The 14,698-nt window shown below is 62.3% G+C and carries 14 protein-coding genes; 4 read left to right on the top strand and 10 right to left on the bottom strand.

Annotated features, from left to right (window positions below; translation table 11 throughout):
- Positions 1-61 precede the first annotated feature (61 nt).
- From OEG82_RS12990 to OEG82_RS12955, 8 genes are all read right to left on the bottom strand, one after another.
- Positions 62-1,141 carry a BMP family ABC transporter substrate-binding protein gene (locus OEG82_RS12990; protein WP_267612847.1) on the bottom strand — a complete coding sequence of 360 codons (1,080 nt, stop codon included), beginning with the start codon at positions 1,139-1,141 and terminating at the stop codon, positions 62-64.
- 50 nt (positions 1,142-1,191) lie between these two features.
- Entirely contained in the window at positions 1,192-2,112 is a 921-nt protein-coding gene (locus OEG82_RS12985; protein WP_267612846.1) for an ABC transporter permease, read from the bottom strand.
- Entirely contained in the window at positions 2,112-3,197 is a 1,086-nt protein-coding gene (locus OEG82_RS12980; protein WP_267612845.1) for an ABC transporter permease, read from the bottom strand. The genes OEG82_RS12985 and OEG82_RS12980 overlap by 1 nt, the downstream gene beginning before the upstream one ends.
- Positions 3,187-4,776, bottom strand: coding sequence for an ABC transporter ATP-binding protein (locus OEG82_RS12975; protein ID WP_267614945.1), 1,590 nt, complete (start codon positions 4,774-4,776; stop codon positions 3,187-3,189). Before OEG82_RS12975 ends, OEG82_RS12980 begins: the two co-directional genes overlap by 11 nt.
- 295 nt (positions 4,777-5,071) lie before the next feature.
- Positions 5,072-6,046, bottom strand: a complete 975-nt coding sequence (locus tag OEG82_RS12970) for a quinone oxidoreductase family protein (protein WP_267614944.1) — start codon at positions 6,044-6,046, stop codon at positions 5,072-5,074.
- 52 nt (positions 6,047-6,098) lie between these two features.
- A complete protein-coding gene (gene pcsA, locus OEG82_RS12965; protein ID WP_267612844.1) occupies positions 6,099-6,836 on the bottom strand; it encodes a phosphatidylcholine synthase in 738 nt (245 codons plus the stop codon).
- A gap of 26 nt (positions 6,837-6,862) precedes the next feature.
- On the bottom strand, positions 6,863-7,480 hold the full coding sequence (locus OEG82_RS12960) for a DUF1326 domain-containing protein (RefSeq protein WP_267612843.1): 618 nt from the start codon (positions 7,478-7,480) through the stop codon (positions 6,863-6,865).
- An 18-nt stretch (positions 7,481-7,498) separates the two neighbouring features.
- Positions 7,499-8,431 (bottom strand): DUF2182 domain-containing protein, encoded by a 933-nt coding sequence (locus OEG82_RS12955; protein WP_267612842.1) that lies wholly within the window; start codon positions 8,429-8,431, stop codon positions 7,499-7,501.
- 92 nt (positions 8,432-8,523) lie between these two features.
- On the opposite strand from OEG82_RS12955, the gene OEG82_RS12950 reads away from it, so the two are divergent.
- Positions 8,524-9,711: a UbiH/UbiF family hydroxylase gene (locus tag OEG82_RS12950; RefSeq protein ID WP_267612841.1), complete on the top strand. Its 1,188-nt coding sequence runs from the start codon at positions 8,524-8,526 to the stop codon at positions 9,709-9,711.
- Here OEG82_RS12950 and OEG82_RS12945 read toward each other — a convergent pair whose 3' ends face one another.
- Positions 9,712-10,677: an AEC family transporter gene (locus OEG82_RS12945; protein ID WP_267612840.1), complete on the bottom strand. Its 966-nt coding sequence runs from the start codon at positions 10,675-10,677 to the stop codon at positions 9,712-9,714.
- A 136-nt stretch (positions 10,678-10,813) separates the two neighbouring features.
- Here OEG82_RS12945 and hspQ point away from each other — a divergent pair, with 136 nt between their 5' ends.
- Positions 10,814-11,143, top strand: a complete 330-nt coding sequence (gene hspQ, locus OEG82_RS12940; RefSeq protein ID WP_267612839.1) for a heat shock protein HspQ — start codon at positions 10,814-10,816, stop codon at positions 11,141-11,143.
- Between the two features lie 81 nt (positions 11,144-11,224).
- Here the strand turns inward: hspQ and OEG82_RS12935 are convergent, their stop codons facing one another.
- Complete coding sequence (locus tag OEG82_RS12935) at positions 11,225-11,833, bottom strand: invasion associated locus B family protein (protein WP_267612838.1); 609 nt, start codon at positions 11,831-11,833, stop codon at positions 11,225-11,227.
- A gap of 299 nt (positions 11,834-12,132) precedes the next feature.
- Here OEG82_RS12935 and OEG82_RS12930 point away from each other — a divergent pair, with 299 nt between their 5' ends.
- The gene (locus OEG82_RS12930; protein ID WP_267612837.1) at positions 12,133-13,956 is read left to right on the top strand and encodes an extracellular solute-binding protein; all 1,824 of its coding nucleotides are present in this window, start codon (positions 12,133-12,135) and stop codon (positions 13,954-13,956) included.
- 37 nt (positions 13,957-13,993) lie between these two features.
- On the top strand, positions 13,994-14,695 hold the full coding sequence (locus tag OEG82_RS12925) for a DsbA family oxidoreductase (protein ID WP_267612836.1): 702 nt from the start codon (positions 13,994-13,996) through the stop codon (positions 14,693-14,695).
- Positions 14,696-14,698: the final 3 nt, after the last annotated feature.

Raw genomic sequence — 14,698 nt, 5'->3', positions numbered from 1 at the left:
AAACAAGAAGGGGCGGCCCATGCAGCCGCCCCCGTTTTTTCATTCAGTGTTCCGAACCGGCTTACTTGGCCAGCTGGTCGTCAATGCCCTTGACGTAGAAGTTCAGGCCGGAGAGCTCGCCATCTTCGGCAACAACGCCGTCAGCCAGCCATTCGGTGCCGTCCTGCTTGGTGATCGGGCCGGTGAAGGGATGGAACTCGCCGGACGTGATCTTGGCCTGGGTTTCCTCGGCCATGGCCTTCACGTCGTCAGGCATGTTGGTGTAAGGCGCCATCACGACGTGGCCTTCGGCCATTCCGCCCCAGGTCCGCGACTGTTCCCAGGTGCCGTCCAGCACGGCGGAAATCCGCTCGAGATAATAGGGACCCCACTCGTCGACGATCGCCGTCAGCTGGGTTTCCTTGCCGAAGGCATACATGTCGGATGCCTGACCGAATGCATAGGCGCCACGTTCTGCGGCAACCTGCATCGGGGCCGTGGAATCGGTGTGCTGGGTCAGGACGTCCGCACCCTGATCGAGCAGCGCCTTGGCGGCATCGGCTTCCTTGCCCGGGTCGAACCAGGTGTTGACCCACACGACCTTGAGCTTGAAATCGGGATCGACCGACTGCGCGCCGAGCATGAAGGAGTTGATGCCCTGCACCACTTCGGGGATCGGGAACGAGGCGATGTAGCCCGCAGTGCCCGATTCCGACATCTTGGCAGCAATCTGGCCGATCACATAACGGCCCTGGAAGAACTTCGAATCATAGGTCGACACATTCGGGTGATCGGTCTTGTAGCCGGTGGCATGCTCGAACTTGATGTCCGGAAAGTCCTTGGCGACCTTGTTGGTCTGGTCCATGTAGCCGAATGACGTGGTGAAGATGATGTTGCAGCCCGAGCGGGCGAAACGTTCGATGGCGCGTTCGGCGTCCGCGCCTTCAGGCACGCTTTCGAGATAGGCCGTCTCGACCTTGTCGCCGAGCTTCTCCTCGACATATTGGCGGCCCTGGTCATGCTGATAGGACCAGCCGAAATCGCCCACGGGTCCGACATAGATAAAGCAGGCCTTGACCTTGTCCATGGCTGCGGCATTTGCCGAAGCCGAGAAGCCGGCGAGCGCAGTGGCCGCGGCAAGGAGAAAAAACGTCTTTTTCATTGGGTTCACCCTGTCTGGTTGGTTGTTGGTATCGGGCCGGCGATCTGTCTCTATCGTTCCGGCACAAAGGGTTTGCCGAGCGATGCCGGCGTGTTGATCAGCGTCATCCTCCGATTCAGCGATATGATAACCAGTACCGCAATCGTGGCGAGGTAGGGAAGAGCCGATAGGAATTGTGATGGCACGCCAATGCCCAGGGCCTGGGCATGGAGCTGGCCGATCGAGACCGCGCCGAACAGATAGGCGCCGGCCAGCACCCGGCTTGGCCGCCAGGAGGCAAACACCACCAGTGCCAGCGCAATCCAGCCGCGCCCGGCGGTCATGTTCTCCACCCATTGCGGCGTGTAGACGATCGACAGATGCGCACCGGCAAGACCGGCGCAGGCGCCGCCGAACATCACCGCAAGGTAGCGGGTGCGCACCACCTTGACGCCCAGCGCATGGGCGGAGGCGTGATTGTCGCCGATGGCGCGCAGCCTCAGGCCAGCCCGGCTGCGGAACAAAAACCAGTTCACGCCGACCACGGCGATGATCGAGATGTAGAAGATCGGATCCTGATCAAACAGCAACCGGCCGATGAAGGGAATGTCGGAGAGAAGCGGAATGGCGATGGATTCCAGTTTCAAACCGGGAAGCCCGATGAAGGATTCGCCGATCATGCCGGACAGGCCCAGCCCGAGGATTGTCAGGGCCAGTCCCGTGGCGACCTGGTTGGCAACAAGCGTCAGCGTCAGAAAGCCGAACAGCACTGAAAACAGCATGCCCGCGATCAGACCGCCGAGCGCGCCCAGCCCGGCGGAGCCGGTGATCTGGGCGATGGCGAAGGCTGCCACCGCGCCCATGATCATCATGCCTTCAACGCCGAGATTGAGAACGCCGGAGCGCTCGACAACCAGTTCGCCGATGGCCGCCAGCAGCAACGGGGTGGCCGCCGTCATGATCGTCAAGATGATAGCCTGGGTCATGTCCATCAGGCGGCACTCCCTTTCTGTGCCGCGCCGAGCACCAGCCGGATGCGGTAATGGATCAGCGTGTCGCAGCCCAGCACGAAGAACAGCAACAGCCCCTGAAACAGCCGGGTGACCTTGTCGGTGATGCCGATGGAGATCTGCGCTGCCTCGCCGCCGAGATAGGTCAAGGCCAGCACCAGGCCGGCCGCGACGATGCCGAGCGGATTGAGCCGGCCCAAAAAGGCCACGATGATGGCGGTGAAGCCGTAGCCGGGCGAAATCACCGGCCGCAATTGCCCGATGGCGCCGGAGACCTCGGAAATCCCGGCAAGTCCTGCCAATGCGCCCGACAGCAGAAAGGCGAAATAGACCATCTTCCTGTCGGAGAATCCGGCGAACCGCCCTGCCCGCGCCGACTGACCCAGCACGGTGATTTCAAACCCCTTGAGCGTGCGGCGCATGACGTACCACAGCACCACAGCGGCGATCAGCGCAAAGCCGAAGCCCCAATGGGTCTTGCCCGATTCGATGATGCGCGGCAGCACCGCGGACGCATCGAAATTGCGGGTTTCGGGGAAGTTGAAGCCTTCCGGGTTGCGCCACGGCCCGCGCACGGTCCAGTCGAGCAGCAGCTGCGCCACATAGACCAGCATCAGGCTGGTCAGAATCTCGTTGGTGTTGAGCCGGGCCTTGAGGAAGGCCGGGATCGCCGCATAGGCGGCGCCACCGATCATGCCCATGATCATCATCAAAGGCAGCACCAGCGGCGAGTGCCATCCGTGAAACACCACCGGCAGAATGGAGCCGGCCATCGCCCCGATGATGAACTGGCCTTCAGCGCCGATGTTCCAGTTGTTGGAGCGGTAGCAGATCGACAGGCCGACCGCGATCAGGATCAGCGGTGCCGCCTTGATCGCCAGTTCGTGCAGCGACCAGGTCTCGGTCAGCGGCTCGATGAAGAAGCTGTAGAGCGCCTGCACCGGATCCTTGCCGAGAGCCAGAAACAGGATCACCCCGGCAATCAGCGTCAGGCCGAAAGCGATGAACGGCGACAGGATCGAAAACAGCGATGAGATGCCGTCACGTTTTTTCAGTTCAATGCGCATCGAGAGCCTCCGCATGGGCCTGGCCGGTTCCATCGTGAAAACCGCCCATCAGCAGGCCGATGCGTTCACGGGTCATTGTTGCCGCCGGCTCGGGAACGGAGAGATGGCCCTCGTTGATGACCGCGATCCGGCTGGCGATTTCAAAGACCTCGTCCAGGTCCTGGCTGATCACCACCACGGCCGATCCGCTCTTGGCAAGATCGATCAGGGCCTGGCGGATGCGGCTTGCTGCGCCTGCGTCAACACCCCAGGTCGGCTGGTTGACGACCAGCACCACCGGCTGGCGGTCAAGTTCGCGCCCGACGATGAATTTCTGCAGATTGCCGCCCGACAGCGAGCCCGCCAGCGGGTCGGGGCCGGATTTGCGCACATCCATGATCTTCGAAATCCGCTTGGCGGCATTGGCCACTGCGCCGGTGTTGATCAGGCCCAGCAGACCGCCCGACAAAAACGCCGAACTGTCCGACGCATGGCGCGACAACACCAGGTTCGAGGTCAGCGGCATGTCGGTGACGGCGGCGTGACCATGCCGTTCCTCGGGCACAAAGCCGCATCCCAGCAAACGCCGTGCGGTGATTCCCATCCGTCCGACCGCCTTGCCGCGGATGCGGATCGATACGGCGTCCCTGACCGTATCCTCGCCCGACAGCACGTCGAACAATTCGCTCTGGCCATTGCCGGCCACACCGGCGATCGCCACCACTTCGCCTGCATGGACCGAGAGGTCTATGTCGCGCAGGGCGACGGCAAAGGGCGACCGCGACGGCGCACTCAGCTTGCTGATTTCAATGAGCAACTCGCCCGGCTCGCCCAGTCCGGCGCCGGAAATCCGGGCGACTTCGCCGCCAACCATCATCTGCGCCAGCGAGGATGGGGTTTCCTGGCGCGGATCGCAGGCCCCGGTGATCTTGCCGTGGCGCAGCACCGTGGCGCGGTCACAGATGCGCTGAACCTCTTCGAGACGGTGGCTGATATAAAGCACCGACCGGCCTTCGGCCTTCAGCTTGGCCAGTGTTTCAAACAGCTTGTCGGCTTCCTGCGGGGTCAGAACCGAGGTCGGTTCGTCAAGAATGATCAGCTCGGGATTTTGCAGCAGCGCGCGGACGATCTCGATGCGCTGGCGTTCGCCGACCGAGAGATCGGCCACATGGGCTGACGGATCGAGCGGCAGGCCATATTCCAGCGACAGCCGCCGCGCCTCTTCGGAAATCCTGTCGATCGGGACATTGCCGTCGAGCGCCAGGGCAATATTCTCGGCCACGGTGAGGGCTTCGAACAGGGAAAAATGCTGGAACACCATTCCGACGCCGGTGGCGCGGGCTTCGGCCGGGCTGCCGATCTTGACCGGCTTGCCCTTCCACAGGATCTCGCCTTCGCTTGGATCGAGCACCCCGAACAACATCTTGACCAATGTTGACTTGCCGGCGCCGTTTTCGCCGAGCAATGCGTGGACTTCCCCCGGAGCGATGGCCAGGTCGATGCCGTCGCATGCCCGCAAGCTTCCGAAGATCTTGGTCAGCCCTCTTGTTTCCAATAGCGGCGTTTCGCTGTGTTGGTCTGGCACGTCACCCCCTGATATCCGCGATTTCGCGAGCCGCCTTTTTGAAAAGCGTTACTCCCGAAAGCACCCGACACAAGCTTCACTATCTGGCCCTGAAATTCAAGGGACCCGATTGGCTCGAACAGCTCGGTCTCAGGCTGCATGAAACGCAATATTTGTGCGCTGCACAAGGGGACAGGGACTGAAAATAACAAGTAATTTCATAATCAGGCGGCTTTTCATCTTCCTGCAAAGACGAAAGCCGCCGCTGTTTTTCAAATTTAGCTTGATAGTGTTTCCGCCAGCGCGGGCCAGATTCAGGTCACCATGCCGCTCAGGGCGTCAGCACAGTCGTGCCGGTGGTCTGTCGAGCTTCGAGATCCGCATGGGCGCGCGCGGCTTCGGCCAGCGGGTAACGCTGGTTGATGCCGATTTTGACGACGCCGCGCGAGACGACGTCAAACAGCGCATTCGCGGACGCAACCAGATCATCGCGGCTGGCGATATAGGTGAAAAGCGTCGGCCGGGTGGCAAACAAGGAGCCCTTTTGCGCCAGGATGCCGATGTTGAACGGCTCGATCGGGCCCGATGACTGGCCAAAGCTGGCCCAGAGCCCGCGCGGCCGCAAACAATCCAGCGATCCGGGAAAGGTGTCCTTGCCGACCGAATCATAGACCACGTCGACACCCTTGCCGCCGGTGATGTCCCTGACCCGGGAGACAAAATCCTCGGTCCGGTAATTGATCACATGGTCATAGCCGTGGGCGGCGGCCAGTTCAGCCTTTTCGGAAGATCCGACGGTGCCGATCACGGTGGCGCCGAGTGACTTGGCCCATTGCCCGACGAGAAGCCCGACGCCGCCGGCTGCGGCATGATAGAGAATGGTGTCGCCGGGCTGGACGGCATGGGTGCGCCGAAGCAGATATTCGGCGGTCATGCCCTTGAGCATCATTCCGGCCGCAACATCCATGTCTATGTTGTCGGGCAATCTGACAATCTTCTCCGCTGCAATGATGCGATCCTGCGCATAGGCGCCGATCGGCCCGGCATAGGCGACGCGGTCCCCCTCCTTGAAGCCGCTGACGCCTTCGCCGGTGGCGGTGACAACGCCCGCCCCCTCATTGCCCGGCACCAGCGGCAGACCGTTGGGCGCCGGATAGAGCCCGGTGCGGAAATAGACATCGATGAAGTTCAGCCCGACAGCTTCATGGCGGATACGCACCTCGCCCGGACCGGGATTGCCGATCTCGTGGTCGCGCCATTCCAGGACCTCCGGACCGCCGTGCTGTGAAACAAGGATTGCTTTCATCTTCATGATCTCCGGTCAAAGCGGCACAGGACCGCATGCCTGGCGCAAGGGGTCAGCCGGTTTTCGGCTTCCCCAGGTTCGGAAACATCTGCATGACGCCGCCGATGACGAACAGATAGCCGCCGGTCAGCATCACCGCCCACATCAGCCAGTCCGGGCTTTCGAAATGCAGAAGCAGCGCACAGGCAGAGAGCACCGACCAGATCCCGAACATGGTCAGATTGATCGGCCTAAGCCGCGCAACACGCACCGGATGCAGGAAATTGATCGGCAGGAATGTCATCACCACGGCTGCCAGCACGATCAGGAAGGCCACGGTTTCGGAGGCATCAATGACGAACAGCGTGAAAACCAGCATGTTCCAGGCCACGGGAAAACCGGAAAAGAAATTCTCATCGGTCTTCATGCCCATGTCTGCATAATAGATGGCGCTCGACACCACGATCAGGCCCGCGGCGACAAAGGACAAGGGCTCGCCGATCATGCCGCTCTGGTAGAGCGCGAAGGCCGGAATCAGCACATAGGTGACGTAGTCGATCACATTGTCGAGCATCACCCCGGACCAGTTCGGCAGCACTTCCTTGACATTGAGCTTGCGCGCGATCGGACCGTCAATGCCGTCGATCAGCATGGCGACGGCCAGCCACCACCACAGATCGACAAAGCGTTCCTCGGCGGCTGCCACCAGCGCCAGGAAGGCCATGAACGAGCCGCTGGCTGTGAGGATATGCACAGAAAACGCCCGGATTTCCGCATAGGGAACACGGCGGTATTTGAATGGAAGCTTCATGCCGCCAACTCCCTTTCCGGGGTCACTCAGTTGGGACCGCTCCAGTCCAGTTTGCAGATTTCGGCCGATCGGCCGGCGAAGTTCCAGTTCCGGCCAAAGGCCCGCAGCTTGGACTTTTCCGATTTGGCGACAATGATTTCCGGTGCGATCCAGTATTCGGAATTGGAAATCACCGTGTCCTCGTCATGCTTCTTGCCCGGAATCGGCGAGATGACGCCATCGATGATCTTGGGAATCTTGACGATGCGTTTCTTGCCCTCGACCTCATAGCTGATCGGCTGCTGCTGGACGCCGAGAAAATTGCCGACAAGAATCGACAGCAGCGAGGTGGTGCCGCCGGCCTTGCCGGTGAAAATCCTGGTGAAGGCCTTTGTGGCGTAGATCGAGGCGCGCTTGTCGACGAACAGGCCGGCGGTCCAGTTGCCGCGGCTCATATAGCCCGGGATCTCCATGATCAGCCCCAGATTGAGACCAGACAGATCGGTGTCGCCATGATAGCCGTTGTCGATCCGGAAACCGGCCCAGGTCTGGCAATAGCCCTCGGTCGGTGGGTGCTGGCCGAGCGAAAGCACGCAGGGGCAGAACACAGTGCAGTTGCACGACAGCACCAGTTCGCCCTTCAAAGCCCATTCAACGTCAGCCATGCAGATGTTCTCCCGAAATCAAATCAACGCTCCCCAAACGAGCGCCGCTCCCCACAGGATCACTATCGCGCCGCCGATGCGGGTTGTCACCCGGCCCACCCCGGTTTTTTCCACAAATGTAAACACCGTGAGCGCGGCCATCCAGACCACATTCATGCTGCCGACCGCAAGCATGATCAGCATCAATGCCCAACAACATCCCAGACACCACACACCCTGTTCCATGCCTAGCCGGAACACGCCGGAGACGCTGGTTTTCCACCGCGCAAACAAGGTGGTGAACGGATTGCGGCATTTGGTGAGGCAGGCCTGCTTGAGCGCGGTGAACTGGTAGGCGCCGGCGCCGATCAGGATCAGCCCGGCGATCACGCCGCCGACCGGCCCGGTGGCTGCCGCGCCGCTCAGGGCGCTGACGAGCATCTGCACGAGCGTGAATACAACCGCCGCCAGCGCCCAGACCAGCAGATAGCCGCCGGTCAGCACCGCAGGGTGCACCACCGCTTCGCCGCGTGCGGCCGCGGTGTCGGCAATCTCGGCATAGGTGCGGATCATTGGTGCGGCCGTGGGCAGCATCATTGCCGCCGCCATTGCCAGCCACATCACGAACAGGCCGGCTGAAACCGAGAGCATCGAGCCGCTGGCAAGCAAGGCCCCCGAATCGCCCGAGAGGCAGAGATCGGCAATTCTTGCGGCAAATGAACCCGGATCCACCGGCAGGAACCTCGCAATGAGCGACATGCCCGGGCCCAGCGGCTGCGGCGAGCCTTCGAAGCGCACGATGGCGCCGGCCATCGACAAGAGGAACCACCAGGCCAGTGCAGCGGTGACGAGCACCATGGCCAGCACCGGCCATACCGGCTTTCGCGCCAGGCCGGCAATCAGGCGGCCCGACCGGTCCAGCCGGTCAAACCGGCCGTCGAGCGGATCCTTGTTGCCGCGGGGCGTGAACATGCGCCAATTGATCCCATGGAGTTCGTCGGTCTGCCGATGTAAAGGATGAAAAGCCCGCTAGGCAATCGGCAACTGACTGAAAGGTCAAACAAATGCACAAGCTCTATGATGTCGCAGTCGTCGGTGGCGGCCTTGCCGGGTCGGTGGCCGCTCTGGCTGCGGCGGCTGAAGGCTGGCGCGTGGCCTTCATCGCGCCGCCACCGCCGCGCCAGGACGGGCGGACCACGGCATTGCTGTCGGAATCGATCGATTTGCTGATCCGGCTCGGCCTCTGGGACACGGTGCGCCCGGTGTCTGCGCCGTTGCGCACCATGCGCATTCTCGACGGCACCGCCCGGCTGTTGCGCGCGCCGCCGGTGTCCTTCCGCTCGAGCGAACTCGATCTTGATGCCTTTGGCTACAACATTCCCAACCAGCCGCTGTTTGACGCGCTTTTGGCGGCAAGCGCCGGCAAGGACCTTGTCGTGCGCTTTGAAAGCCCGTTCGTTTCGGCCGTCCAGACCGATGCGCATGTCGAGCTCACACTGGCAGACGGCACCCGGATCACGGCGCTGGCGGCGCTGGCCGCCGACGGCCGCGGCTCGAAACTGCGCGAGGCCATCGGCATCAGCGTCAAGACCTGGTCCTATCCGCAGACAGCACTCGTGCTGAACTTTTCCCACAGCATCGCGCATGGCGACACCTCGACCGAGTTTCACACCGAACAGGGCCCGTTTACCCAGGTGCCGCTGCCGGGCAACCGGTCGAGCCTGGTCTGGGCGGTCAAACCCGGGGATGTGGACGCGATCCTCGCCCTGCCCCGCGCCGACCTCAACCGCGAGGTCGAGCGCCGGATGCACTCCATTCTCGGCGCAGTCGACGTCGAGGGCGAGGTGCAGGCCTGGCCGTTGTCGAGCCTGATTGCCGATCGCTTCGGCGCCGGCCGGACCATGCTGGTCGGTGAAACCGGCCATGCCTTTCCGCCGATCGGGGCACAGGGGCTCAATCTCGGTCTGCGCGACATCATGCAGGCCATCGAGCAACTGACGCAGGCCGGCGGACCGGAACACGCGCCAAAGGCGGTATCGGCGTTCAACCGTCAGCGCCGCATCGACGTGACCAGCCGCACCGTCGGTGTCGACCTGCTCAACCGCACCTTGCTGAGCTCCCTGCTGCCGCTGCAGGTGCTGCGCACCGGCGGGCTTGCAGCACTCTCGGCGTTTCCGCCCTTGAGGCTATTGGCAATGCGCGAAGGCATGACGCCTGGCTGGCGCAAGGACCGGGCCGCCGCAAAAGACTGATCAGCTCGGAAACAGGTCAGGCGGCAAGGTTCCGCTGGTGATCAGCCAGAGCAGCACCGAGACGGTGCCGACACTGCTGACCGTGGTGATCAGCACCGTGGCCGAGGCGCGCTCGACCCAGACCGAATATTGCTGGGCGATGACGAACACATTGGTGGCGGTCGGCAATGAGGCCAGCAGCACGGCGGTGTAGACCCAGACCGGCTCGAAATCCCCGACCAGGCTCAGCCCGAGATACATCAGCACCGGATGAAGGACCAGCTTCATCGGCACGATGTAGCCGAGCTCGACCGGCACCCGCCTGAGCGGTCTCAGCGCCAGCGTGACGCCCATGGCAAACAGCGCGCAGGGTGCCGCGGCCTGCGCCAGGTAATCGATCAGCCTGCCCACGGGCAGCGGCGGCACGAATTCCAGCCAGGCCGCGCCGACACCGACCGCGGTGGCCAGGATGAACGGGTGAAAGGCGATCTTGCGCAGCACTTCCAGCGCCAGCGCGCCCGGCGTGCGGCGGTCGCCGCCCGACAACGCCATCATCATCGGCGCGATGGTGAAATGCATGATGTTCTCAAAACAGAAGATCAGCGCCACCGGCACCGCCGCGGGCTCGCCGAAGGCCAGAATGGCGATGCCCGGCCCCATATAGCCGATATTGCCATAGGCGCCCGCCAGGCCCTGAACCGTGGCCTCGCCGATCGTCGCGCGGCGGATAAGGATGCCGCCGGCAAAGACCAGCGCAAACACCATATATGTTATCGTCATGCTGGTCAGAACATAATCCCAGCGCGCCAGCTGTTCGATCGGCGTGCGCGACAGCAGCTTGAAAAACAGCGCCGGCAGGGAAACATAGATGATGAAGGTGTTGAGCCACCCCATCGCTTCCTGGGGCTGCTTGGTGATCCGTGCAGCGATGTAACCGAGCAGGATGAGGCCGAAAAATGGAAGCACAAGTCCGGTGATTTCAGCCATGGTTTACGCCTGTACTAGCTGTTAATAACGCGCTTCAGCCTGTGATGGGCGTATGGTCCCGGCGCTTTGGCGTCAAGGACAAACAGTTGATTTTTTCGTCAAACTTCCCATCTTATCAAGTCAAAGGAAGCAAGACATGACACTCAAACACGCCAAATTCCGCATTGGCCAGGTCGTCAAGCACCGGATTTTCCCGTTCCGGGGCGTTATTTTCGATGTCGACCCGGTCTTCGCCAACACCGAGGAATGGTGGAACGCCATTCCCGAGAACGTGCGCCCGCGCAAGGACCAGCCGTTTTACCATCTGCTGGCCGAAAGCGAGGACACCGAATATGTGGCCTATGTCTCGGAGCAGAACCTGCTGGTCGATGACAGCGAGGTCCCGGTGCGCCATCCCCAGGTGGCCGAGTTCTTCGACGCCAATGTCGACGGCATCTACCGGCCGCGGGAACGCGTCAGCCACTGATTTGAAGGCTGCGCCCGTCAGAACCGAAAAAGCCCGGATGCATCGCTGCATCCGGGCTTTTTCGTCGTCCATTCGGCGCAATCAGTTCTTCTTGGCTGCAGCCTGTGCGTCTTCGAGCTTCTTGCGGGCCTCATCGGCCTTCTTGGTCATTTCTTCCTGCAGCAGGCGCTGGCGCTCCTGCAGTTCCGACTGGGCGATCGGCGCGCCGTCCCAGACCTGGGTGAAGCCTTCGAGCGAGATCTTCAGCGGGTTCGGCGTGCGCTGATAATTGACCGATGTCAGAACCAGTTCGCCACCCTTCTTGTAGGAGTTGACCATGGCGTCGGTCAGCAGGATTTCCGCAACGCAGGTTTCGGGCATGCAGATCGCGTATTCGACGCGCTGGGCCTGTCCGCCATCAACCTGCAGGGCAACGCCGGGCTGGATCAGCCGCGCGGTCGGAACCGTGACCTGAAGGATCTTGCGGTTGACCTTGCCGGTCACCTCGATCAGGCCGATGGCCGTGAGCAGCTGGCCTGTGGGCGCGGTGACGATGTTCTGCACGACACACACATCATTGTCTTCCTGCTTGGTGCAGGTCTTGTACCAGCCCTGATTTGCGCCCTGCGCAAATGCGGTTGCCGGCATGGCTGCGGCGGCGATGCCGGCCGACATGATGGCTGCGAAAACGGTCTTTGTGGTGGCGTTCATTTGCGTCCGACTCTCCTGAATTGCGGCCCCCGGGGCGGCGTTCTTGTCGCGCGGTTTACGCGCCCTCAAGTGTATGCCGCGCCTTCTCGGTTGAAAATGCGGCGACAGCAAGGCTTGGTCGTGTCCCTGTTAGCGCGTGAAGACGCCAATTTCCAGCCCGGCGGCCGTCTTGTGGTCAAAAAAACCGGCTTGTTGATGCCGAAAGGTGGTTTGGCTGACGGGCCGCGTATATCTTCTGGCAGGGAATCGGCCGCATTGGTCCGGCGGAAGACCCCGCATCATCCTGTGGAGGATCGACTATGAATAGAGTGCTGGCAACTGTTGTGGTCTTGGCTGGCGCGCTGGCGGGCACGATGCCGCCCGCGCAGGCCGAGCCGGTCCACGGCATCGCCATGCATGGCGAGCCGGCGCTGCCGGCCGATTTCAGCCACCTGCCCTATGTCAATCCCGATGCCCCCAAGGGCGGCAAGGTGACCTATGGCGTCGTCGGCACCTTCGACAGCGTCCGGCCGTTCATTGTCCGGAGCATGCGCACTCATGCCCGCGGCGTGGTCGATCCGGAATTCGGCAACCTGATCTACGAGACGCTGATGCAGCGGTCCCAGGACGAGCCCTTCACATTGTACGGATTGCTGGCCGAGACGGTGGAATGGGACGAGGACCGCAGCTTCATCCAGTACAACATCAATCCCGCCGCGCGCTGGTCCGATGGCGAGCCGGTGACCGCCGATGACGTCATCTTCACCATGGAACTGCTCAAGGAAAAGGGCCGCCCGCCCTACAGCACCCGTCTCAACCGGGTGAGCAGGATGGAAAAGATCAGCGAGCTGTCGGTGCGGTTCACCTTCAACGAGGAATCCAACCGGGAATTCCCGCTGATCCTGTCGCTTTCGCCGGTGCTGCCCGAACATGCCACCGATCCCGAAACCTTCGACCAGTCGACCCTTGAGCCCGGCATCGGCTCGGGTCCCTATCTGATCAGCGAAATCAAGCCGGGAGAGCGCATCAGCTTCTCCCGCCGCGACGACTACTGGGCGAAGGATCTGCCGCTCAAGCGCGGGATCGACAATTATGACGAGATCGTCGTCGAGTATTTCCTCTCCGAGACGGCGCAGTTCGAAGCCTTCAAGAAGGGGGTCTTCGACATCTACCCCGACGGCAGCGCCACCAACTGGACGCGCGCCTATGATTTTCCCGCGGTCACCAATGGCGAGGTCATCCGCAAGGAATATGTCAGCAAGACGCCGTCGGGCATGTATGGCTTCGTCTTCAACACCCGGCGTCCATTGTTCCAGGATGTGCGCGTGCGCCGCGCCCTGACGCTGCTGTTTGATTTCGAATGGGCCAATCGCAGTCTCTACAACAACAGCTACACCCGCACCCACTCGTTCTGGGACGGTTCGGAGCTGTCGAGCTACGGCAAGCCCGCCGATCAGCGCGAACGCGAGATCCTTGCCCCCTTCCCCGATGCCGTTTCCGCCGACATTCTTGACGGCACCTGGACCCTGCCGGTGACCGACGGCTCCGCCAGCGACCGCAAGGTGCAGCGCGCGGCGCTGACGCTGCTGCAGGAAGCCGGGTTCCAGATCAAGGGCGGCAAGCTTCTGGGGGCGGACGGCCAGCCCTTTGCCTTCGACCTGATGACGCAGAATGAAGGCCAGGAAAAACTGGCAGTGGCCTTTCAGCGGTCGCTGGCTGCACTTGGCATCGCCATGTCGATCCGCACCGTCGATGACGCGCAATACCAGCAGCGCTCCCAGACCTTCGACTACGACATGATCATGAAGTCCTTCACCTCGTCGTTGTCCCCCGGTGCCGAGCAACTGACGCGCTGGGGATCGGCATCGCGTGACCGCGAGGGCTCTTTCAACTTCGCCGGCGTTGCCAGCCCGGCCGTCGACGCGGCCATCGACGCCATGCTCAATGCCCGCACAGCCGATGACTTCCGATCCTCGGTGCGCGCCTTCGACCGGGTGCTGATGTCCGGGCATTATGTGATCCCGGCGTTTCACCTGGGCACGGCCCGGGTGGCGCACCGCAGCCGCATTGCCGCGCCGGAAGGTGACCCGCCGCTTTACGGCTACTATCTGCCGGCCTGGTGGGATACATCGGCCAAACCCTGAGCTGCAAAACGCTGCAAGACATAAAGAGGCAATCTCCATGACCACTCCCTCCCTGACCATCGACGTCGTATCCGACGTCATGTGCCCCTGGTGCTATATCGGCAAGCGCCGGCTCGAAGCCGCGCTGGAAGAAGTGGCCGGCGAGATCGATGTCGAAATCCGCTGGCGTCCCTATCAGCTTGATGCGACCCTGCCGAAACAAGGCAAGGACCGGCAGCAATATCTTGAGGACAAGTTCGGCGGTGCCGAGGGCGCGACACAGGCCTATGCCGCCGTGCGCGCAGCCGGCGCGGACGAAAACATCCCCTTTGCCTTCGACAAGATCCCGGTCTCGGCCAACACGCTCGACGCCCACCGGCTGATCCGATGGGCCAGCTCGCTCGGTCTTGATGCGCAGGACAGAATGGTCGAGGTGCTGTTCAAGGCCTATTTCGAAGAGGGAAAGAACATCGGCGACGATGCAGTGCTGGCCGAAGCAGGCGAGCAGGTCGGGCTGGAAAGGCCAGTCGTCGAAAGGTTGCTGGCAGGCGACGCCGACCGCGACACCATCACCGCCGAGATTGACCAGGCGCGGCAGATGGGTGTCACCGGAGTGCCGTGCTTCATCATCGACATGCAATATGCGCTGGTCGGGGCGCAATCCGGCCCGGCCCTGGCAGACGCCATGCGCAAGGTGGTGCTTGAAAAGAGCAAGCAGCAGCCCGACGCCGCGCCCGACGGGTCCGACATGCCGAATTGAGTG

Origin of the sequence: Hoeflea ulvae (assembly GCF_026619435.1) — a bacterium.
GTDB classification, from domain to species: Bacteria; Pseudomonadota; Alphaproteobacteria; order Rhizobiales; family Rhizobiaceae; genus Hoeflea; species Hoeflea ulvae.
Note: the sequence above shows the minus strand (reverse complement) of the source record. Positions and strands in the feature narration are given on the sequence as shown.

Excerpts from the sequence above, each read along its gene's own strand:
- OEG82_RS12990 (WP_267612847.1), bottom strand. The coding sequence starts at position 1,141 with ATGAAAAAGACGTTTTTTCTCCTTGCCGCGGCCACTGCGCTCGCCGGC.
- OEG82_RS12985 (WP_267612846.1), bottom strand. The coding sequence starts at position 2,112 with ATGGACATGACCCAGGCTATCATCTTGACGATCATGACGGCGGCCACC.
- OEG82_RS12980 (WP_267612845.1), bottom strand. The coding sequence starts at position 3,197 with ATGCGCATTGAACTGAAAAAACGTGACGGCATCTCATCGCTGTTTTCG.
- OEG82_RS12970 (WP_267614944.1), bottom strand. The coding sequence starts at position 6,046 with ATGAAAGCAATCCTTGTTTCACAGCACGGCGGTCCGGAGGTCCTGGAA.
- pcsA (WP_267612844.1), bottom strand. The coding sequence starts at position 6,836 with ATGAAGCTTCCATTCAAATACCGCCGTGTTCCCTATGCGGAAATCCGG.
- OEG82_RS12960 (WP_267612843.1), bottom strand. The coding sequence starts at position 7,480 with ATGGCTGACGTTGAATGGGCTTTGAAGGGCGAACTGGTGCTGTCGTGC.
- OEG82_RS12955 (WP_267612842.1), bottom strand. The coding sequence starts at position 8,431 with ATGTTCACGCCCCGCGGCAACAAGGATCCGCTCGACGGCCGGTTTGAC.
- OEG82_RS12950 (WP_267612841.1), top strand. The coding sequence starts at position 8,524 with ATGCACAAGCTCTATGATGTCGCAGTCGTCGGTGGCGGCCTTGCCGGG.
- OEG82_RS12945 (WP_267612840.1), bottom strand. The coding sequence starts at position 10,677 with ATGGCTGAAATCACCGGACTTGTGCTTCCATTTTTCGGCCTCATCCTG.
- hspQ (WP_267612839.1), top strand. The coding sequence starts at position 10,814 with ATGACACTCAAACACGCCAAATTCCGCATTGGCCAGGTCGTCAAGCAC.
- OEG82_RS12935 (WP_267612838.1), bottom strand. The coding sequence starts at position 11,833 with ATGAACGCCACCACAAAGACCGTTTTCGCAGCCATCATGTCGGCCGGC.
- OEG82_RS12930 (WP_267612837.1), top strand. The coding sequence starts at position 12,133 with ATGAATAGAGTGCTGGCAACTGTTGTGGTCTTGGCTGGCGCGCTGGCG.
- OEG82_RS12925 (WP_267612836.1), top strand. The coding sequence starts at position 13,994 with ATGACCACTCCCTCCCTGACCATCGACGTCGTATCCGACGTCATGTGC.